This window comes from Klebsiella sp. JB_Kp031 (assembly GCF_040064295.1).
GTDB lineage: Bacteria > Pseudomonadota > Gammaproteobacteria > Enterobacterales > Enterobacteriaceae > Klebsiella > Klebsiella quasipneumoniae.
On the sequence record NZ_JBEAJW010000023.1, the window covers coordinates 224,816 to 243,369 of the forward strand.

The following is an 18,554-nucleotide window of genomic DNA, read 5'->3' on the forward strand; positions in this document are numbered from 1 at the left end:
GGAAAGCGCTTTTTAATGAAGCGATTAGCCCCTTTCACCGGGCAATAAACAGCGAAAAAGCGCGCTTTCGCGTACCTTATACAGAGTGCGTGCAATGTGACAGGCATGGATTAACGGAGGTTGAGTGGACGCGATTAAAGGCTCGGAGTTGCAGATACCGGACGCGATCTTCGCGTGGGTGCTCGACGGGCAGGGGGGCGTGAAGCCGCTCGCCGATAACGATATTATCGACAAAGAGAAGCCCTGCTGGCTGCATCTCAACTATACCCATAGCGACAGCGCCGACTGGCTGGCGGCCACCCCGCTACTGCCCAATAACGTGCGCGATGCCCTGGCGGGCGAGAGCACCCGACCGCGGGTAACGCGGATCGGCGACGGGGCGCTGATCACCCTGCGCTGCATCAACGGCAGCACCGATGAACGGCCAGACCAGCTGGTGGCGATGCGTCTCTATATGGATGAGCGGCTCATCGTCTCCACTCGTCAGCGCAAAGTGCTGGCGCTTGACGATGTGCTGGGCGACCTGAAGGAGGGCAATGGGCCGACGGACTGCGGCAGCTGGCTGGTGGAAGTCTGCGACGCGCTGACCGATCATGCCAGTGAGTTTATTGAACAACTGCACGACCGAATAATCGACCTCGAAGACGACCTGCTCGATCAGCAGGTGCCGCCGCGCGGTTTCCTTGCCCTGCTGCGTAAACAGCTGATCGTGATGCGCCGGTATATGGCGCCGCAGCGCGATGTTTACGCCCGGCTGGCCAGCGAGCGCCTGCCGTGGATGAGCGACGATCAGCGGCGGCGGATGCAGGATATCGCCGAGCGGCTGGGGCGCGGGCTGGATGAGATCGACAGCTGCATCGCCCGGACGGCGATCATGAGCGATGAGATCGCCCAGATTATGCAGGAGTCGCTGGCGCGGCGGACCTATACGATGTCCTTGATGGCGATGGTGTTTCTGCCCAGCACCTTTTTAACCGGCCTGTTCGGTGTCAACCTCGGCGGGATCCCTGGCAACAGCTGGCATCTGGGGTTTAGCCTCTTCTGCCTGATGTTAGTCGTTGTCATCGGTGGTGTTGCATGGTGGTTACATCGCAGTAAATGGTTGTAAAGAATCGCCTTTTAGCAGCGACGATGCCGGGAAAACCCGGCAATGTTTGAGCGAAATCAATAAACCCTCTACCCATTCAGGGCAATATCTCTCTCGCAGGTGAATGCAACGTCAAGCGATGGGCGTTGCGCTCCATATTGTCTTACTTCCTTTTTTGAATTACTGCATAGCACAATTGATTCGTACGACGCCGACTTTGTTGAGTCGGCTTTTTTTTTGCGCTCTCCTGACCAGCTTCTACGCTTACTAAGACACCCGACGGTCTTCAGGCCGTTTACGCCTGCGGGTACGCCCGTATCACTTTCCGGGAGGCCACTATGCATTACGCTTCAGGGCTGACAGCCCAGTCTATCCCCATCTCGCCCGAGCCGAACGATCCGGTTCCTTTACCCGATCCACGACCGCGTCCGCAGCCGCAGCCCGATCCGCCGCCTGATGAAGAGCCGATTAAATTGTCGCATCAGGCGCGGAGATCTGCGAGGATACGCGCCTGCAGATCGTCTGTCCTTTAATACGAGAATACATTGTGACCGCTTTTTCTACCCTGACTGTTTTACCTGCCGCCCAATTAGCCAACCTTAACGAGCTGGGTTATCTGTCGATGACGCCGGTTCAGGCCGCCGCCCTGCCGGCGATCCTCGCGGGGAAAGATGTGCGCGTGCAGGCAAAAACCGGCAGCGGAAAAACGGCCGCCTTCGGGCTGGGTCTGCTGCAGCATATCGATCCGTCGCGCTTTGAGACCCAGTCGCTGGTGCTGTGTCCGACCCGCGAACTGGCCGATCAGGTTGCCGGCGAGCTGCGCCGTCTGGCGCGCTGCCTGCCGAACATCAAGATTTTGATGCTCTGCGGCGGGCAGCCGTTTGGCGCCCAGCGCGATTCACTGCAGCACGCCCCGCATATTATCGTCGCCACTCCGGGCCGTCTGCTCGATCATCTGCAGAAGGGGACGGTCTCTCTCGACGCGCTGCAGACCCTGGTGATGGATGAAGCGGACCGCATGCTCGACATGGGCTTCAGCGACGCCATCGACGAGGTGATCCGCTTCGCGCCGGCTGACCGGCAGACGCTGCTGTTTTCCGCCACCTGGCCTGCGGCAATCGCGGCGATCAGCGGCCGGGTGCAGCGTCATCCGGAAACGATTGAGATTGACAGCGTCGATGCGTTACCGGCTATCGAACAGCAGTTCTTTGAAGTTTCCCGCCACGGCAAGATTGCGCTGCTCCAGCGTCTGCTCAGCCAGCATCAGCCGGCGTCCTGCGTGGTGTTCTGCAATACCAAGCGCGATTGCCAGGCGGTCTGCGATGCGCTCAACGCCGCCGGGCAGAGCGCATTATCGCTGCACGGTGACCTCGAGCAGCGCGACCGCGATCAAACGCTGGTGCGCTTCGCGAACGGCAGCGTCCGGGTTCTGGTGGCGACCGATGTCGCTGCCCGCGGCCTGGACATCAAATCTCTCGCGCTGGTGGTGAACTTCGAGCTGGCCTGGGATCCGGAAGTGCATGTGCACCGCATCGGCCGTACCGCCCGCGCCGGCGAACAAGGTCTGGCTATCAGCTTCTGCGCGCCGGAAGAGGCGCAGCGCGCCACCATTCTGGCCGACATGCTGCAGTTATCCCTCAACTGGCTGCCGGCGCCGGCGGGTAACGCTATCACGCCGCTGACGGCGGAGATGGCGACGCTGTGCATCGACGGCGGAAAAAAGGCGAAAATGCGCCCGGGGGATGTGCTGGGGGCGTTGACCGGTGATATGGGATTTGATGGCGCCGATATCGGCAAAATTAACGTCCACCCGGCCCACGTCTATGTGGCGATCCGCCAGAATATGGCGCAGAAGGCGTATAAGCAGTTACAAAACGGCAAGATCAAAGGCAAAGCCTGCCGCGTACGACTGCTGAAGTAAGGGCAGCATAGCGCGTCTCAGGCGGCGGCCTGAGACGCTTGCGGGTTACTTCACTTCCACTACGTTCAGACGCAGCTCATCCAACCGGGCGTCCTCTTCCTCCGGCTGCCAGCCGGCAGGCTGCAGGGGAATCTCTTCCCTGTCAAACGCTAAATCGCCACCGTCCACCACCTCGGAGCCGTGGGTGATGCCTTTAAAATCAAACAGATTAACGTCGCTCAAGTGCGAAGGCACCACGTTCTGCATTGCGCTAAACATGGTTTCAATGCGTCCCGGATAACGCTTATCCCAGTCGCGAAGCATATCGGCGATCACCTGGCGCTGCAGGTTAGGCTGCGAACCGCACAGGTTGCAAGGAATGATCGGGAAGCCCTTGGCCTGGGAGAAGCGCTCGATGTCCTTTTCGCGGCAGTAGGCCAGCGGGCGGATAACGATGTGTTTGCCGTCGTCGCTCATCAGCTTCGGCGGCATTCCTTTCATTTTGCCGCCGTAGAACATATTCAGGAACAGCGTCTGCAGGATGTCGTCGCGATGATGGCCGAGGGCAATCTTGGTGGCGCCAAGTTCGGTGGCGGTACGGTAGAGAATGCCGCGACGCAGGCGAGAGCACAGCGAGCAGGTGGTTTTCCCTTCCGGGATCTTCTCTTTGACGATGCCGTAGGTGTTCTCTTCAACAATCTTATATTCAACGCCCAGCTGCTCAAGATACGCCGGCAGAATATGCTCCGGGAACCCAGGCTGTTTCTGGTCGAGATTCACCGCCACCAGCGAGAAGGAGATGGGCGCGCTTTTCTGCAGGTTACGCAGGATCTCCAGCATGGTATAGCTGTCCTTGCCGCCTGACAGACAAACCATAATGCGGTCGCCCTCTTCAATCATATTGAAGTCGGCGATCGCCTCACCGACGTTGCGGCGCAGACGTTTCTGCATCTTATCGATGTTGTATTTCTCTTTCTTTGTAAGTTCTTGATTTTCTTGCATTATTAACATTCTCAAAATCTTAAAGGGGCATATAGGGGGCAAAACGTGTTAAAGCCCAAGCCGGGAATTCAACATAGAAACCTGGTCGCCGTTCATTTCTTCTATCCATGTACTATAAACGTCGTACACCATTTGCGCGTTTTCATGCCCCATCTGATTGGCTATAAAAGACGGGTTTGCGCCAGCCGTCAGGAGCCAGCAGGCAAAAGTATGCCGCGTATGGTACGGATTCCTGCGGCGAATGCCAGCGCGTTTTACTGCAGCTTCCCATCTGCTGCCTATGCTGCTGTGCGAGTAGCAGGGTTTTTGCTCGCCTTTCCGTCTCCGCGGCATGAAAACAAGTCGCAAATTCTGTTCCTCGCTTGAGCCGTATTCCCTGTGGTGAAACGTGATAGTGGCGACCGGATGTCCAGCTGTCAGTTCATGCTGCGCTTTGAGCGCGTCCAGGGCAGGGCCGAGCAATTGTATCGTCCGGTTTCCTGCTGCTAATGCCATACCGAGGCCTTTTGCTGAGGCGCTGGTGAGAGGTAACTCGCCGGAGATGTGCCGGGCGTGAGAAACCGTAAAAGCACCTGGGAAGCAATAAAATACCCGGCAATCAGTGCCGGGTTTTGGGTCTCACATAAGATTGGAAATCTGGCTGTAAGAGAGGTGTTTACTTTACTTGACCCTAAATGATAAGTCGAAACTCCTCATTTTTTAATGGAATATAGGTGAATGGAAGCGTTATAGGGAAGGAGTAGCCCTGCGGAAGAATGGCGATGCCTCAATCCCCCGCAGAACGCAAAGCGCGCAGCTAACCCGGCTGTGATATATAATCCCCTCCATACCAGCGGGGATGTAGAAGTGGAGCCGCATTCTCCGGCGTTGCATGAAAAAGGCGTATTAGAGATCTATAGACATAAGGAAAACAACAATTGGTATCGGTTATGAAAAAAACATTACTTCTGGTTTGCGCTGTTCTTATATCAAACTTGGCACTTGCTGCAGAAAATAAAGAAGAAGTTGTGCCTGTGCGGATAAGTTGCCCTAATCCTTATTATCCAGTTTCTGCCATGGCTAATCGGATTAGTGGCACTGTAAATTACGCTGCCTCAGTAAATGAAAAAGGGGAAGTAACTTCTGTTGAGACAACTGGTGCTGAGATCTTTTTTAGAGAAACAAGATCAGCAATGAGAAAATGCAAGTATGAGCCCGGAAAGCCAGGCATTGCGCGTGGAACAATAAGATTTCGTCCATCTCAACCGTAAATACTGCTAGCCTACCTGGATTTTGTGTACTGAGAGATCTAGCAGCCTGATGCTCTTGCAATGGGAGTCGAGCCAAGTGATGTTATGTTGGCAAGCTCTAGAGATTTACCTGGCAAAATCACTGGTTAAGGGGAGCAGGTTAGTCATGGTTGGCTGAAAAAAAACTGGAGACGAGTTAGGCTCTCCTGTTCCCAGTGTGATTGCTGAAAAATTTCGTGGCTGTGAGTTTTCGAACTTTCATTCATTCGGAGAGCTTTCAGGAAGGCGGTTTCTGATACCACTGAGCTAACTGAGCGGTTTGACAAGCTAGCTTAGGGGGTATCAAGTAAGAAACATGGTCGTTCATTCGTAAAATGAGCATGTCGGGGGAAGGCTTAAACATGAATTAGAACACGCAAAAGCTATTAAAATACCGGTGATGTGTATGGTATTGAGAACTGGAGAGTTATGATGCACAAAAAGCCATGTCGAAGTTCACTAAGCAATGGTGGTAAATGATGGACAATAAAAAAAGCATTTCTGATTACACCGAATCTGAGTTTTTAGCTTTTGTGAAAAAGATATTTAATCCGGATAATACAACCGAAGATGAAGATGTGCAAAATGTTTTAGAGTTTGAACGTATCACTGAACACCCTGATGGTTCTGATGTAATTTTCTATCCTCCAAAGGGCCGAGAGGATAGTCCGGAAAGGGTTGTTAAGGAAGTGAAAGAATGGCGGGCCAGGAATGGCAAGCCTGGTTTCAAAGAGTAGCTGATCGGTACAGTTGCGTTATCTTAACTATCTTAACGTGATAATAGATGACTTCTGATTGAAACTCGCGCCGGCGGTTTTTTATTACGTTGAATTTATTATCGATGAAAGTAGCTCACAATTTTGATTTTTTATCAACCAGCCCTAAAGATGTCCTCGGAGCCTGAGCAACTTCCTTAACTTATGCGCTTTGAGGGCATTCCCGAAGCAAAAGGCAAGCAGAACACCAAGGTCTGCTTTCAGCATAGTGCGGGTATTATCAGGTTATTGGATTTTAATAGCCTCAATCAATTACGCCCCCTGATTCCTAACGTTGTCCACCGCTCGGAAAACGGGGTGCCATGTGAAATGATCAGCAGGTACCGCACCATCTGCAATTATCTCATTCACCTCTTTTCCTCGAATAGCCTGCCTCATCCATTCCCGGGGGGATTCAGGTACCAGGACCAGCGGCCGGCGCTGTGGGGGCTGGCTGTATGTAAATATAAAATAAATTCAGTTGGTTGGAGGGGGCACAACTTATTGGTGTTGTACATTTTTACTGATTTCTTGATTTTGCAGCATGTAATAGTGGCTCAATTCATAGTGTGGCATCAGAAGAGCACGCGTTCTGCCAGCCGCTGGACAACGTGGCGCTGGCGCGTAGCAATTAATGAGGTCTGACAGACAACCGTGGCGTGTATGGTACGGATTCAGGGGCGGAATGTCAGCATCTTTCCGGCACTTTCCGCTGCGGGCAGGGGCAGAAGTAAAAATAAAAAGCCCGCCGGGCGGCGGGCTGAGGCGTTAGCGAACGACCAGCACCGAGCACTCGGCGTGGCGGACCACCGCGGCGGCGTTGGAGCCCAGCAGATAGGTGGTAATATCCGGCCGGTGCGAAGCAATGATCACCAGGTCGGCGGGTAGCGACTTGGCGAGGGCCAGGATCTTATCTTTTGGCGATCCTTCGGCAACGTGAAAATGTTTCCGATCTTCCGGGATAGAGAACTGTTTCGCGAGTTCTTTAAGCTGCGTTTCCGTTCCTTCACGCAGCTCATCCATACCAGGCAGTTCGGCGGTATAGGCCATTCCCAGTGAGGCATAATAAGGCAGGGAAGGGATAACGGAGAGGAAATGGACCTCAGCGTCGTCAATCCGCGCTTCCGATTCAACGTGACTGATAATGCGTTCAGTAAATTCTTTATCAGAGATATCGATGGGGACAAGAATCATTCTGCTCATAAAACCTCCTGTTTAAGTATCCCCTCATATTGTACGGCATTATGGCACGTTTTGTATCATGACCGCAGTCACACTTTGACATTAACGTGACTTGTGTTCGGGAAATTTTCCCTTTATCACGCCGTCATAAAAGCGACCCTTTGACACCACCTGTAAAAAGTCACGAAAAATACGCGGTGGAACGCCGGTATATTGCAACGGCGGCTGGTGATAAAAACAAATTTCCAGCGTGGCGGAAGCGTCATCATAGGCGACAGAGATAATTCGGGAAGATTTTACCGGGTGATGATGCATGATGGACGTCCTCGGGCAGGCACTGACTGAGCACGACTATATCACTAAATGGACGGCTATTTTAAGCGGTGGGATATATTGTTTTGTTTTAGCTGGTGCGATGCAAAGAGAGAGAAAGCCCGCCGGAACCGGCGGGCTGGCGCATCAGAACTGGTAAACCAGGCCCAACGCGACGATGTTGTCGGTAGAGATACCGTTGTCTTTGTAGAAGCTGTCGTTGTCATCCAGCAGATTGATTTTGTAATCAACGTAGGTGGACATATTACGGTTGAAGTAATAGGTGGCGCCGACGTCCATATATTTGACCAGATCTTTATCGGCGTAGCTGCCGGTGTTATAGAGATCTTTGCCTTTGGACTGCAGATAGGAGATAGCCGGACGCAGACCAAAGTCGAACTGATACTGAGCGGTGACTTCGAAGTTTTGCGTTTTGTTGGCCACGCCGTCGTTGCCGTAAGGGGTCATGTTGCGGGTTTCAGAGTACATGGTCGCCAGGTAGATATTGTTGGCGTCGTACTTCAGGCCAGCGGTCCAGGCTTCAGCTTTATCGCCACGGGCGTTGGTCTGGGTCATCTGGTCGTTGGTACGGTCAGATGAGGTGTAGGCCGCTGCCGCGCTGATGCCCATGCCGAAGTTATAGGAGGTAGAGAGACCGAAACCGTCGCCGTTGTCAAAGCGAACATCGCTGTCGCTGCTGCGGTTGTTGGTGCCGACGTTGATGTCCTGGGCGTTCTGGCCTTCGTTTTTACCCTGATACTGCAGGGCGAAGTTCAGACCGTCTACCAGACCGAAGAAGTCGCTGTTACGGTAGGTCGCGACGCCGTTGGCGCGGCCTGCCATAAAGTTATCCGCATAGGTGTAAGAGTCGCCGCCGAACTCCGGCAGCATATCGGTCCAGCCTTCGACGTCGTACAGCACGCCGTAGTTACGACCGTAGTCGAAGGAACCGTAATCGCCCACTTTGATACCGGCGAAGGCCAGACGGGTCCACGCCTGATCGCCGGCGCTTTCGGTATTGTTGGCCTGAACGTTGTATTCCCACTGGCCGTAACCGGTGAGCATATCGTTGATCTGGGTTTCGCCTTTAAAGCCAAAGCGAACGTAAGTTTGGTCGCCGTCTTTTTTCGAGTCGCTGGAGAAATAGTGCAGACCGTCTACCTTGCCATAGACATCTAATTTATTTCCGTCTTTATTATAAATTTCCGCCGCATGTGCGGCGCCAGCGGCTAATAAAGCCGGAATAACGAGGGCCAGTACTTTTCTTTTCATGAAGAAATTCCTTTAACTGTTTTTATGTTTTAGCTTCCGGGAAGGAAGTGAACTCATGCTAAAGGAGCGGTCTGAGATATGGTAAGACTCAATTGTTACGATATAAGTAAAATCTAAATAAAATAATACTGAAGTAATGGTGATAATTATGATGAATACATCTTCAACTAATATACAAAATAAAAATTATACATATTCAGTTTGATCGCGTATTATTCGAGCGTTATATGCCTTTATTGTCATGCCAAGCATTTTTATTTGCCGTCTCATTCTGCGGAATGATTTTGTTATCGGTAAAACGACAAGCCCGAACTTCATGTTCGGGCTTTTTTTATGGCTGCGGGATGGAAAATAACCTTAGCTCTCGCTCGGTGATTTCTCCGCTTTGCCAGCCAGCTGGGCGAGGAAGTCGTAGCGCTTCTGCAGGTCGGCGGCAGCATCTTTCCACAGCTGCTCCGCCACTTCCGGCTGCTGGGCGTTCAGGCGACGGAAGCGTTGCTCATTGAGCAGCGTCTCAGCCAGGGCGTCTGACGGTGGGCGAGAGTCCAGCGCCAGCGGGATCTTGCCTTCTTCCGCCCGACGTGGGTCGAAGCGGTAGAGCGGCCAGAAGCCGGTGGCGGTCAGCTGACGCATTTGATCGTGGCTGAGCGCCAGATCGTAGCCATGCTCTTCGCAAGGACTGTAGGCGATGATCAGCGACGGCCCCGGATAGGCTTCCGCTTCCTGAATCGCTTTCACCGTCTGGTTCAGCTGCGCGCCCAGCGAAATCTGCGCCACATAGACATGACCATACATCATCATGCTGACGCCAAGATCTTTGCGTGCCTTGCGTTTACCGTGCTCGCCAAACTTAGTGACCGCCCCCAGCGGGGTGGCTTTTGACGCCTGGCCGCCGGTGTTGGAGTAACACTGGGTATCCAGCACCAGAATGTTGACGTTTTCCGTCAGGCTCAGCACATGATCCAGGCCGCCGAAGCCGATATCGTAGGCCCAGCCGTCGCCGCCGATCAGCCAGACGGATTTCTCCACCAGCGCGTCGGCATCGGTCAGCAGCTCTTCAGCGCCTTGCACGCCGGTCAGCGCCTGGCGCAGGGCCGCCACCTGTTCACGGCGCGCTTCCGGCGTCGCCTCGGCATGCAGCGCCGCGTTCAGCTCTGCCGGCAGCTGGTCGGCGAATTCGCTCAGCAGGCGCATCACGCGCTGACGATGTTGATCGACGGTTAAGCGGAAGCCGAGCCCGAATTCAGCGTTATCCTCAAACAGCGAGTTGGCCCACGCCGGGCCGCGGCCGTTGGCGTCGGTCGTGTACGGGGTCGAGGGCAGGTTGCCGCCGTAAATGGATGAGCAGCCGGTGGCATTGGCAATCAGCATCCGGTCGCCATACAACTGGGTCAGCAGTTTGATATACGGCGTTTCGCCACAGCCGGAGCAGGCGCCGGAGTATTCAAACAGCGGGCTGATCAGCTGCGAAGTGCGGATATCAATACGCTCCAGTTTGCTGCGGTCGATTTCCGGCAGGTTGAGGAAGTAATCGTAATTCACTTTCTCCTCTTCCACATGCTCCAGGCGGGACATCATATTGATGGCCTTGATCTCCGGATTCTGGCGATCTTTTGCCGGGCACACTTCCACGCACAGGTTGCAGCCGGTGCAGTCTTCCGGGGCGACCTGCAGTACGTATTTCTGCCCGCGCATATCGCGGGACTTGACGTCCAGCGAGTGCAGACTGGCAGGGGCGTTCTCCATCTCTTCCGGTGCGACCACTTTGGCGCGGATCGCCGAGTGCGGGCAGGCGGCGACGCAGTGGTTGCACTGGGTACATAGCGCTTCCTTCCAGATGGGGATCTCTTCGGCGATGTTGCGTTTCTCCCAGCGCGTGGTGCCCATGGGCCAGGTGCCGTCCGGCGGCAGGGCGGAGACCGGCAACGCATCGCCGAGACCGGCCAGCATCGCGGCGGTGACCGTTTTGACGAAATCCGGCGCGGCGTCGGAGACCACCGGCGGGCGGTTCGGACTGTTGGCATTCACCGGCTGCAGCGGCACTTCCGCCAGCGATTCGCGGGCCAGGGCCAGCGCCTGCCAGTTGCGTTCCACCAGCTCCTGGCCTTTGCTGCTGTAGCTTTTGGCGATGGCCGCCTGCAGTTCCGCCAGCGCGCTGTCGCCAGGCAGGATGTGAGTCAGATGGAAGAACGCCATCTGCATCACGGTATTAATGCGCGCCCCGAGGCTACATTCGCGGGCGATCTTCGCCGCGTTGACCACGTAAAAACGCGCTTTTTTCTGATTCAGGGTGGCCTGCACTTCCTGCGGCAGGCGGGACCAGACTTCATCGGCGCTGTACGGCGTGTTGAGCAGGAAAATGCCGCCGGGCTTCAGCCGCTCGGCCATCTGGTATTTATCGATAAACTGCAGCTGGTGGCAGCCAACGAAATCGGCCTGCGAAATCAGATACGAAGAACGAATCGGCTTTTCGCTGACCCGCAGATGGGAGACGGTCAGGCCGCCCGCCTTCTTTGAGTCATAGACAAAGTACCCCTGGGAGAACCACGGGGTGGAATTGCCGATGATTTTGATATTGTTTTTGGTGGCCGACACGCTGCCGTCGCTGCCGAGGCCGTAGAACAGCGCTTCGAGCTTGGCCTCTGATGGCAGAGTATTTTCGCCCAGCGGCAGCGACAGGTTGGTCACGTCGTCATAGATGCCGACGGTAAAGCGCGGCTTCGGCTGGGCGGCCTGCAGCTCATGGAATATCGCCAGCACGCATTCCGGACCGAACTCCTTGGAAGAGAGACCGTAGCGGCCGCCGATGGTCCGCGGCAGCGTCTCGCGCTCGCCGCGGTTAAAGGCTTCCGCCAGGGCGGTCATCACGTCGAGATACAGTGGCTCCGCGTGCGCGCCAGGTTCTTTGGTGCGATCCAGCACCGCCACCGCCCGGGCGCTCTCCGGCAGCGCTGCCAGCAGGTGGGCGGCGGAGAATGGGCGATAGAGGCGCACTTTCAGGACGCCGACTTTCTCGCCGCGGCTCAGCAGTTCATCGACCACCTCTTCGCAGGTGCCGATGGCCGAGCCCATAATGACGATCACGCGTTCCGCCTGCGGATGGCCGTAAAACTCAAACGGTTTGTACTGGCGGCCGGTGGCGGCGGCGAAGTCATCCATCGCTTTCTCGACATGATCATAAACCGCGTCGTACCACGGGTTGGTGGCCTCCCGCGACTGGAAGTAGGTGTCAGGGTTAGCGGAGGTCCCGCGGATCACCGGGTGTTCCGGATTGAGCGCGCGCTGGCGATGCTCAGCGATTTTCTCCTGCGGCAGCAGGGCGCGAATCGTGTCGTCCGCCAGCGGGGCGATTTTGTTGATTTCGTGCGAAGTGCGGAAACCATCAAAGAAATGAATAAACGGCACCCGGCTTTGCAGGGTGGCGATATGCGAGATCAGCGCGAAATCCTGCGCTTCCTGAACGCTGCTGGCGCACAGCATGGCGCACCCGGTCTGACGCACGGCCATCACATCGGAATGGTCGCCGAAGATCGACAGCGCGTGGGTGGCGACGGTGCGGGCGGCGACGTGCAGGACAAACGGCATCAGCTGGCCGGCCAGTTTGTACAGCGTGGGGATCATCAGCAGCAGGCCCTGCGATGAGGTAAAGGACGTGGAGAGGGCGCCAGTCTGCAGCGCGCCATGTACGGCGCCAATGGCGCCTGCCTCCGACTGCATTTCTACCACGCGTGGCACATCGCCCCAGACGTTTTTCAGCCCATTGCCGGCCCAGGCGTCAGCCTGTTCCGCCATCGTTGAACTGGGCGTGATCGGGTAGATGGCGATAACTTCACTGGTGCGAAACGCGACGGAAGCGACCGCGCCATTACCATCAATCGTAATCATATGAAGACACCCTTACATTGCGCAAAAGAATGGACGCGTGAAACCGCGACGCGCCCTGTAATTATATAAGAGGTAGTTTAGCAAACCGTTGGCGCCGCCATTTTTGCATTTGTGTCCTCAATACGACGGCTACCCGTGACCAGATCAATATTTTGCGCAGTTCGCGGAGAAAGTAACTTTTCTGGACGTGAAGGCGAGCCATCGCCCGGTGACTATCCCGGTGCAGATCAACCTTTACGCAGAAATTTGCTAGAAAATGTTAATGAGACGCATAAATACGTACTTCACCTCTCGACGCCGCGCGCCACGCTGCCTATTATTCTTGGGTTTGCTTTTTAAGACGTTTCCGAGGGGAGAGAAAATGCGAGCTGCGATGTTAGTGGGGTGTGCGGCGCTGTTGCTGTCGGCGTGCAGTAGTGAACCCGTTCAGCAGGCCACGGCGGCGCACGTCACGCCAGGAATGCGGGCGGCGATGAGCGACGCCGGTCAGGCCAACTGCGCCATGATAGGCGGCTCGTTATCGGTGGCTCGTCAGCTCGATGGTTCAGCGATTGGCATGTGCGCGCTGCCGAACGGTAAACGCTGCAGCGAGCAGGCGCTGGCGGGCGGAAGCTGCGGCTATTAATGGCAGCCCCGCAGCGGGCTCAAAACGCCGGCTAGTGCATCAGGTCGGCGAGCTTATAGACCAGCGTCTGGTCGGCGGTCGCCAGCGTCAACTGGTTTTCCGTCAGATCGACCTGCGCGCCCTCGCGCAGCATCTTACCAATGGTCGCATCAAGGGTATTAAGCTGGGCATCGTGGCACAGCATCCGGGTCATCGCCAGCGATTTGACCTTCAGCTCGCCGTCCGACACCTTACCTTCCCCGCTGAAGCCGTTGCACATCTTGCCCGAAACATACATATTGCCGGTAATAGCCATCTTCTCGCCGAAGCTCAGCTCCAGCGGCCGGTCGCCAGCGTTTACCGCCTGGCCGTTGACGCTGGTCAGCACGAAACGATGATGCTGTAGCTGTTCCGCGCCGGTGGACACCTTACTGTTATAGACACAGCCGGACAGCAGCAACCCTGCCGCCAGTAATGCCGCAAATTTGTTCATTTTCACTCCAAAACATTCACATTACTAATAAAACAAAGCCAGTGTAACGGTATCGCAGCGGGGATCTGTGGGGATTATCTGAATGTGCTCCCCCCGGGGAGAGGAGCACAAAAGGGAAAGGAATCAGACGATAGCGTTCGGGCAGGTTTCACCGTTGGCGACCTGCTGCAGATTGCCCAGGGTGGTCTCCGAAATGCTGATCAGCGCCTCGGCGGTGAGGAACGCCTGATGGCCGGTGAACAGCACGTTGTGGCAGGCGGAGAGGCGACGGAAGACGTCATCCTGGATCACGTCGTTGGATTTGTCTTCGAAGAACAGATCGCGTTCGTTCTCATAAACGTCCAGCCCCAGCGCGCCAATTTTTTGGTGCTTCAGGGCATCGATGGCCGCCTGGGAGTCGATCAGCGCGCCGCGGCTGGTGTTAATCACCATCACTCCGTCCTTCATCTGATCGAAAGCCCCGCGATTGAGCAGATGGTAGTTTTCGTCGGTCAGCGGGCAGTGCAGGGAGATCACGTCCGACTCCTTGTACAGCGTGGCGAGGTCGACATATTCCACCCCCAACTCCAGCGCGGCGGCGCTTGGGTACGGGTCGAACGCCAGCAGACGCATGCCAAAACCTTTGAGGATCCGCAGCATCGCCACGCCAATTTTCCCGGTGCCGATCACCCCGGCGGTTTTGCCATACATGGTGAAACCGGTGAGGCCTTCCAGGGAGAAATTAGCATCACGGGTACGCTGGTAGGCGCGGTGGATGCGGCGGTTAAGCGACATCATCATGCCGATCGCATGCTCAGCCACCGCTTCCGGCGAGTAGGCCGGGACGCGCACGACGCGCAGGCCAAGCTCTTTCGCCGCCTCGAGGTCGACGTTGTTAAACCCGGCGCAGCGCAGGGCGATATACTTCACGCCGTGGGCCTTCAGCTCCTCCAGCACCGGACGGCTGCCGTCGTCATTGACGAAGATGCATACCGCTTCGCAACCGTTGGCGGTTTTGGCGGTTTTCTCTGTCAGCAGGAAGTCGAAGAATTCCAGTTCAAAGCCGTAGGTATCATTCACGTGCTGCAGGTACTTTTTATCGTACTGCTTCGTACTGTAAACCGCGATTTTCATAAGACTTTTCTCCAGTGATTATAACGTCACGGTAGCATATTTAAAATAATCGTACAATTATTAAAAAATAGTTTAAATGGCAGGTGCTTATCCTAATTCTAGAGCATATCGCGGATTTGAGGAATCTCTTTGAAAGACAAAGTTTTTTTTACCACAAACTCAGGCTTAACGCGCCGGGGGAGAGCAGCAGAAACGGCCACAGCAGACCGGAGCTGACGTTAGCCAGCTGAAACGACCACAGCGGCAGGCCGCTGGCGCCGCTGACCAGGGGCAGGGTGGCGCGCAGGGGAGAGAGAAAGCGGCTGAAAAAGACCGCCCACAGCCCGCGGCGCTGAAAAAAGAGTCGGCTGCGGGCCAGCCGCTCGGCGGTCAGCCAGCGTAACTGCGTAAGGCGGTGACGATAGCGAACGCCCAACCACCACGAGAGCCAGAATCCGCCGATGGCGCCGAGGCTGGCGCTGGACCACATTAGCAGGAAATGACCGAGGCTGGCGGAAGCGAATGTCCCCAGCAGCAGCAGGCCGGAGGTGCCCGGGATGGCCAGCGACACCAGCGCGCAGGATTTAGTGAAAGTGAGCAAGAAAACCATCAGTAATACCAATGGATAGTGGCCCTGTGCGCTCTCAATGAGCGAGATAATTAACGACACCGTCTCTCCCGCAAGCAATACCTATCTTTCTGGAGTGTGGCAGGGGGTGCTTAAACAAAAGTTAAATGGTGACGGCCGATCGCCGCGCCGCGATACCGGCTGGCAACTATGCTTTAACAGGTCGCAAACTTTCACTCACTGGTCGAACGTGTCACAATGGGCGCCTTTCGGCTTTTACTTATGTTGAATCAGGATATTAACTGCCCATGAAGGGTAAATATAAAGCCGCCATCGCGCTGGTGTTAGCGCTGGTGTTACTGCCGCTAACCCTGCTGTTGACGCTGACCCACTGGGTGCCGACGCTGGCGGGCATCTGGCTGCCCGTGGGCACTCATATCGCTATGCAGGAGAGCCCGCGTCTTACGCGTTCCGCCCTGCTGATCCCCGATCTGCGCTATCTGGTGGGCGAGTGTGAACTCGCCAGGGTGACCGATGCCCGTCTCTCGCGCCCCAGCCGCTGGCGGCTGCATATTGACCAACTGGAGATCAACAGCGCCTGCCTGAGCAAACTGCCGGCCAGCGATCCCACGCCCGGATCGCCGCGCACCCTTGCCGAATGGCAATCGATGCTGCCCTACAGCTGGTTAACTATTGATAACCTGCGGCTGTCGCCGTGGGAAAAATGGCAGGGGCGGCTGGTGATGTCACTGACCCCTGCGCAGCAGGATATCGGCTTTGCCGGTAACGATTTGAGCCTGCAGGCGCGCTTGCGCGGCCAGGCGCTTACCGTCAGCCAGTTCAGCGCCCGGCTGGCTGACGATCAGCCGCCGGTGAAGCTGGTGGGTACCTTCCATCTGCCGCTGGTGCCGGATGGCCTGCCGGTCGATGGCCAGATGCAGGGCACCTTCGAATTCCCGCAGACTGCGGAATGGATCGATGCCGAGCTGACGTGGCAGCATAATCGCGGCCAGCTGCTGGTCACCCCGCGCGGCGAGGTGGAGCCCATTCTCGACCTGCCGTGGGAGATCACTCCGGAGCGGATCACCATCAGCGACGGCCGCTGGCGCACCCGCTACGAGGCGTATCCGCTGAGCGGCCGCGTGGCGCTGTCGGTGGGTAACTGGCAGCAGGGCACGGAACAGATGATCGTCAGCGGTCGCTTGAATGTTCTCACCGAGGGGCATGCCGGAAAAGGCAACGCGGTGCTGAATATCGGCCCGGGCAAGCTGAGCATGGATAACAGCGACCTGCCGCTGCGACTCACCGGCGAGGCCAAGCTGGGGGAGATGATCTTTTACGCCGCGCTGCCGGCCCAGCTCAGCGGGTCGCTGGTCAGCCCGCAGCTGGCGTTTCACCCCGGGGCGCTACTGCGTTCGCGCGGGCGGGTGATCGACGCGCTGAACATTGACGAAATTCGCTGGCCGCTGGCCGGGGTAAAGGTCACGCAGCAAGGCGTCGATGGCCGCCTGCAGGCGATCCTCCGCGCCCATGAGCAGCAGATGGGCGACTTTACGTTGCACCTGGACGGTCTGGCGAACGATTTTCTGCCCGACAGCGGCCGCTGGCAGTGGCGCTACTGGGGCGAGGGGCATTTCACGCCTATGCAGGCGCGCTGGGATGTGAAGGGCAGCGGTGAGTGGCGGGACAATGCCATTACGCTGAGCAGCCTCTCCACGGGTTTCGACAAGCTCGAGTACGGCACGATGCGGGTCAGCACGCCGCGTCTGACCCTCGAGCAGCCGATCCGCTGGCTGCGCGATGCTGAGCATCCTCGGCTGACCGGCGCGCTGTCGCTGGATGCGGCAAAAACTACCTTCACCGGCGGCAGCTATCTTCCGGCGTCGACGCTGAAATTCGCCCTCGACGGCCGGGACCCGACGTGGTTCCAGTTCACCGGCGCGCTGCACGCCGACACCATTGGCCCGGTGCGGTTGACCGGGCGCTGGGATGGCGAACGGCTGCGCGGCCAGGCGTGGTGGCCAAAACAGTCGCTGACGGTATTCCAGCCGCTGGTGCCGCCGGACTGGAAGATGAACCTGCGCGAAGGCAGTCTCTATGCGCAGGTGGCCTTCTCGGCGGCAGCCGGGCAGGGATTTGAGGCAGGCGGCCATGGCGTCCTGAAGGGCGGCAGCGCCTGGATGCCGGATAACCAGATCAACGGCGTCGACTTCGTTCTTCCGTTCCGCTTCAGCGACGGCCACTGGCAGCTGGGCACCCGCCGTCCGGTCTCCCTGCGCATTGGCGAAATCGTCAACCAGGTCACCGCGCGCAACCTGACGGCGGACCTGCAGGGCACCTGGCCGTGGAGCGAGGCCAATCCACTGCAGCTTAGCGACGTCAGCGTCGACCTGTTAGGCGGCAAGCTGACCCTGCTGCAGCTGCGCATGCCGCAGCGTGACCCGGCGCTGATCCGTCTGCAGCACATCTCCAGCAGCGAACTGACCAGCGCGGTCAAGGTGAAGCAGTTCGCCATGTCCGGGGCGGTGAGCGGCGCGCTGCCGCTGTGGCTGGAGAACAATCAATGGATTATCCACGACGGCTGGCTGCGCAATGACGGACCGATGACCCTGCGGCTGGATAAAGACACCGCCGATGCGCTGGTGGCGGACAACGTCTCCGCCGGGGCGGCGATCAACTGGCTGCGCTATATGGAGATCTCCCGTTCATCGACGCAGATTAACCTGAACAATCTGGGCGTGCTGACGCTTAAGGCCGCCATCAACGGCACCAGCCGGGTGGACGGGAAAAGCAGTACCGTGCATTTAAACTACGCTCATGAGGAGAATATTTTCGATCTGTGGCGCAGTTTACGCTTCGGCGACAATTTACAGGCGTGGCTTGAGCAAAATGCCACGCTGCCCGTGCGGCGCTGTACGGACGGTAAGACATGTAAGGAACCTAAATGAAGAAGCTGTTACTGGCCATAGTGGCGTCGATGCTGCTCGCCGGCTGTACGCCGCGTATCGAAATTGCGGCGTCGAAAGAGCCCATCACCATCAATATGAATGTCAAAATTGAGCATGAGATCCATATCAAGGTCGATAAGGATGTGGAAAACCTGCTGAAATCCCGCAGCGATTTGTTCTGAGGCG

At 56.8% G+C, this 18,554-nt stretch carries 17 protein-coding genes and 2 pseudogenes; 9 read left to right on the forward strand and 10 right to left on the reverse strand.

Translation table 11 applies throughout. From position 1 onward, the window contains the following. The first annotated feature begins 124 nt into the window (after positions 1-124). The 3 genes from zntB to dbpA all read left to right on the forward strand — a co-directional run bounded on the left by zntB (position 125) and on the right by dbpA (position 3,008). Positions 125-1,108 (forward strand): zinc transporter ZntB, encoded by a 984-nt coding sequence (gene zntB / locus ABLV64_RS09145; protein ID WP_004203984.1) that lies wholly within the window; start codon positions 125-127, stop codon positions 1,106-1,108. 317 nt (positions 1,109-1,425) lie between these two features. Beyond that, a complete protein-coding gene (locus ABLV64_RS09150) occupies positions 1,426-1,620 on the forward strand; it encodes a hypothetical protein (protein WP_071592553.1) in 195 nt (64 codons plus the stop codon). A gap of 14 nt (positions 1,621-1,634) precedes the next feature. Then, complete coding sequence (gene dbpA / locus ABLV64_RS09155) at positions 1,635-3,008, forward strand: ATP-dependent RNA helicase DbpA (protein ID WP_004203986.1); 1,374 nt, start codon at positions 1,635-1,637, stop codon at positions 3,006-3,008. Between the two features lie 45 nt (positions 3,009-3,053). Here dbpA and ttcA read toward each other — a convergent pair whose 3' ends face one another. Both ttcA and ABLV64_RS09165 read right to left on the reverse strand, forming a co-directional pair. Continuing rightward, a complete protein-coding gene (gene ttcA / locus ABLV64_RS09160; protein ID WP_043522055.1) occupies positions 3,054-3,989 on the reverse strand; it encodes a tRNA 2-thiocytidine(32) synthetase TtcA in 936 nt (311 codons plus the stop codon). A 48-nt stretch (positions 3,990-4,037) separates the two neighbouring features. After that, positions 4,038-4,472: pseudogene (locus tag ABLV64_RS09165) on the reverse strand (tyrosine-type recombinase/integrase); the annotation flags it as partial. 446 nt (positions 4,473-4,918) lie between these two features. Here ABLV64_RS09165 and ABLV64_RS09170 point away from each other — a divergent pair. Beyond that, entirely contained in the window at positions 4,919-5,239 is a 321-nt protein-coding gene (locus ABLV64_RS09170) for a TonB family protein (protein WP_071996700.1), read from the forward strand. Between the two features lie 497 nt (positions 5,240-5,736). After that, complete coding sequence (locus tag ABLV64_RS09175; RefSeq protein WP_025999099.1) at positions 5,737-5,994, forward strand: bacteriocin immunity protein; 258 nt, start codon at positions 5,737-5,739, stop codon at positions 5,992-5,994. Positions 5,995-6,285: 291 nt separating this feature from the next. Here ABLV64_RS09175 and ABLV64_RS09180 read toward each other — a convergent pair. The 3 genes and pseudogenes from ABLV64_RS09180 to ABLV64_RS09190 form a co-directional block, all read right to left on the reverse strand. Then, positions 6,286-6,453: pseudogene (locus ABLV64_RS09180) on the reverse strand (SOS response-associated peptidase); the annotation flags it as partial. 327 nt (positions 6,454-6,780) lie between these two features. Then, complete coding sequence (uspF, locus tag ABLV64_RS09185; protein ID WP_017898748.1) at positions 6,781-7,215, reverse strand: universal stress protein UspF; 435 nt, start codon at positions 7,213-7,215, stop codon at positions 6,781-6,783. 81 nt (positions 7,216-7,296) lie between these two features. Continuing rightward, on the reverse strand, positions 7,297-7,509 hold the full coding sequence (locus tag ABLV64_RS09190; protein WP_004203998.1) for a KTSC domain-containing protein: 213 nt from the start codon (positions 7,507-7,509) through the stop codon (positions 7,297-7,299). On the opposite strand from ABLV64_RS09190, the gene ABLV64_RS09195 reads away from it, so the two are divergent. Further along, a complete protein-coding gene (locus tag ABLV64_RS09195; protein WP_153245201.1) occupies positions 7,508-7,666 on the forward strand; it encodes a hypothetical protein in 159 nt (52 codons plus the stop codon). The two genes, ABLV64_RS09190 and ABLV64_RS09195, sit on opposite strands and share 2 nt — an antisense overlap. Here the strand turns inward: ABLV64_RS09195 and ompK37 are convergent. Next, positions 7,654-8,778, reverse strand: coding sequence for a porin OmpK37 (gene ompK37, locus ABLV64_RS09200; protein WP_023318087.1), 1,125 nt, complete (start codon positions 8,776-8,778; stop codon positions 7,654-7,656). The two genes, ABLV64_RS09195 and ompK37, sit on opposite strands and share 13 nt — an antisense overlap. Before the next feature lie 357 nt (positions 8,779-9,135). Further along, entirely contained in the window at positions 9,136-12,663 is a 3,528-nt protein-coding gene (gene nifJ, locus ABLV64_RS09205) for a pyruvate:ferredoxin (flavodoxin) oxidoreductase (RefSeq protein WP_017898746.1), read from the reverse strand. A 361-nt stretch (positions 12,664-13,024) separates the two neighbouring features. Here nifJ and ABLV64_RS09210 point away from each other — a divergent pair, with 361 nt between their 5' ends. Beyond that, on the forward strand, positions 13,025-13,288 hold the full coding sequence (locus ABLV64_RS09210) for a DUF333 domain-containing protein (RefSeq protein WP_004140155.1): 264 nt from the start codon (positions 13,025-13,027) through the stop codon (positions 13,286-13,288). Between the two features lie 31 nt (positions 13,289-13,319). On the opposite strand, the gene hslJ is transcribed toward ABLV64_RS09210, so the two are convergent. The 3 genes from hslJ to ABLV64_RS09225 all read right to left on the reverse strand — a co-directional run bounded on the left by hslJ (position 13,320) and on the right by ABLV64_RS09225 (position 15,522). Continuing rightward, positions 13,320-13,760: a heat shock protein HslJ gene (gene hslJ, locus ABLV64_RS09215; RefSeq protein WP_348843360.1), complete on the reverse strand. Its 441-nt coding sequence runs from the start codon at positions 13,758-13,760 to the stop codon at positions 13,320-13,322. A 123-nt stretch (positions 13,761-13,883) separates the two neighbouring features. Next, the gene (locus tag ABLV64_RS09220) at positions 13,884-14,873 is read right to left on the reverse strand and encodes a 2-hydroxyacid dehydrogenase (protein WP_004204014.1); all 990 of its coding nucleotides are present in this window, start codon (positions 14,871-14,873) and stop codon (positions 13,884-13,886) included. Between the two features lie 148 nt (positions 14,874-15,021). Next, positions 15,022-15,522 carry a DedA family protein gene (locus ABLV64_RS09225; protein WP_004204015.1) on the reverse strand — a complete coding sequence of 167 codons (501 nt, stop codon included), beginning with the start codon at positions 15,520-15,522 and terminating at the stop codon, positions 15,022-15,024. Between the two features lie 206 nt (positions 15,523-15,728). On the opposite strand from ABLV64_RS09225, the gene ABLV64_RS09230 reads away from it, so the two are divergent. Both ABLV64_RS09230 and ABLV64_RS09235 read left to right on the forward strand, forming a co-directional pair. Next, positions 15,729-18,368: a YdbH family protein gene (locus tag ABLV64_RS09230; protein ID WP_064177901.1), complete on the forward strand. Its 2,640-nt coding sequence runs from the start codon at positions 15,729-15,731 to the stop codon at positions 18,366-18,368. Further along, positions 18,365-18,550, forward strand: coding sequence for a YnbE family lipoprotein (locus ABLV64_RS09235; protein ID WP_004204017.1), 186 nt, complete (start codon positions 18,365-18,367; stop codon positions 18,548-18,550). Before ABLV64_RS09230 ends, ABLV64_RS09235 begins: the two co-directional genes overlap by 4 nt. Positions 18,551-18,554 lie beyond the last annotated feature (4 nt).

Bases quoted from the DNA above. Each gene is read 5' to 3' on its own strand.
- ABLV64_RS09230 (WP_064177901.1), top strand. From the start codon at position 15,729: ATGAAGGGTAAATATAAAGCCGCCATCGCGCTGGTGTTAGCGCTGGTG.
- ompK37 (WP_023318087.1), bottom strand. From the start codon at position 8,778: ATGAAAAGAAAAGTACTGGCCCTCGTTATTCCGGCTTTATTAGCCGCT.
- ABLV64_RS09170 (WP_071996700.1), top strand. From the start codon at position 4,919: ATGAAAAAAACATTACTTCTGGTTTGCGCTGTTCTTATATCAAACTTG.
- ABLV64_RS09235 (WP_004204017.1), top strand. From the start codon at position 18,365: ATGAAGAAGCTGTTACTGGCCATAGTGGCGTCGATGCTGCTCGCCGGC.
- nifJ (WP_017898746.1), bottom strand. From the start codon at position 12,663: ATGATTACGATTGATGGTAATGGCGCGGTCGCTTCCGTCGCGTTTCGC.
- ABLV64_RS09195 (WP_153245201.1), top strand. From the start codon at position 7,508: ATGATGGACGTCCTCGGGCAGGCACTGACTGAGCACGACTATATCACT.
- hslJ (WP_348843360.1), bottom strand. From the start codon at position 13,760: ATGAACAAATTTGCGGCATTACTGGCGGCAGGGTTGCTGCTGTCCGGC.
- uspF (WP_017898748.1), bottom strand. From the start codon at position 7,215: ATGAGCAGAATGATTCTTGTCCCCATCGATATCTCTGATAAAGAATTT.
- ttcA (WP_043522055.1), bottom strand. From the start codon at position 3,989: ATGCAAGAAAATCAAGAACTTACAAAGAAAGAGAAATACAACATCGAT.
- ABLV64_RS09210 (WP_004140155.1), top strand. From the start codon at position 13,025: ATGCGAGCTGCGATGTTAGTGGGGTGTGCGGCGCTGTTGCTGTCGGCG.
- ABLV64_RS09220 (WP_004204014.1), bottom strand. From the start codon at position 14,873: ATGAAAATCGCGGTTTACAGTACGAAGCAGTACGATAAAAAGTACCTG.
- ABLV64_RS09150 (WP_071592553.1), top strand. From the start codon at position 1,426: ATGCATTACGCTTCAGGGCTGACAGCCCAGTCTATCCCCATCTCGCCC.
- ABLV64_RS09175 (WP_025999099.1), top strand. From the start codon at position 5,737: ATGGACAATAAAAAAAGCATTTCTGATTACACCGAATCTGAGTTTTTA.
- ABLV64_RS09190 (WP_004203998.1), bottom strand. From the start codon at position 7,509: ATGCATCATCACCCGGTAAAATCTTCCCGAATTATCTCTGTCGCCTAT.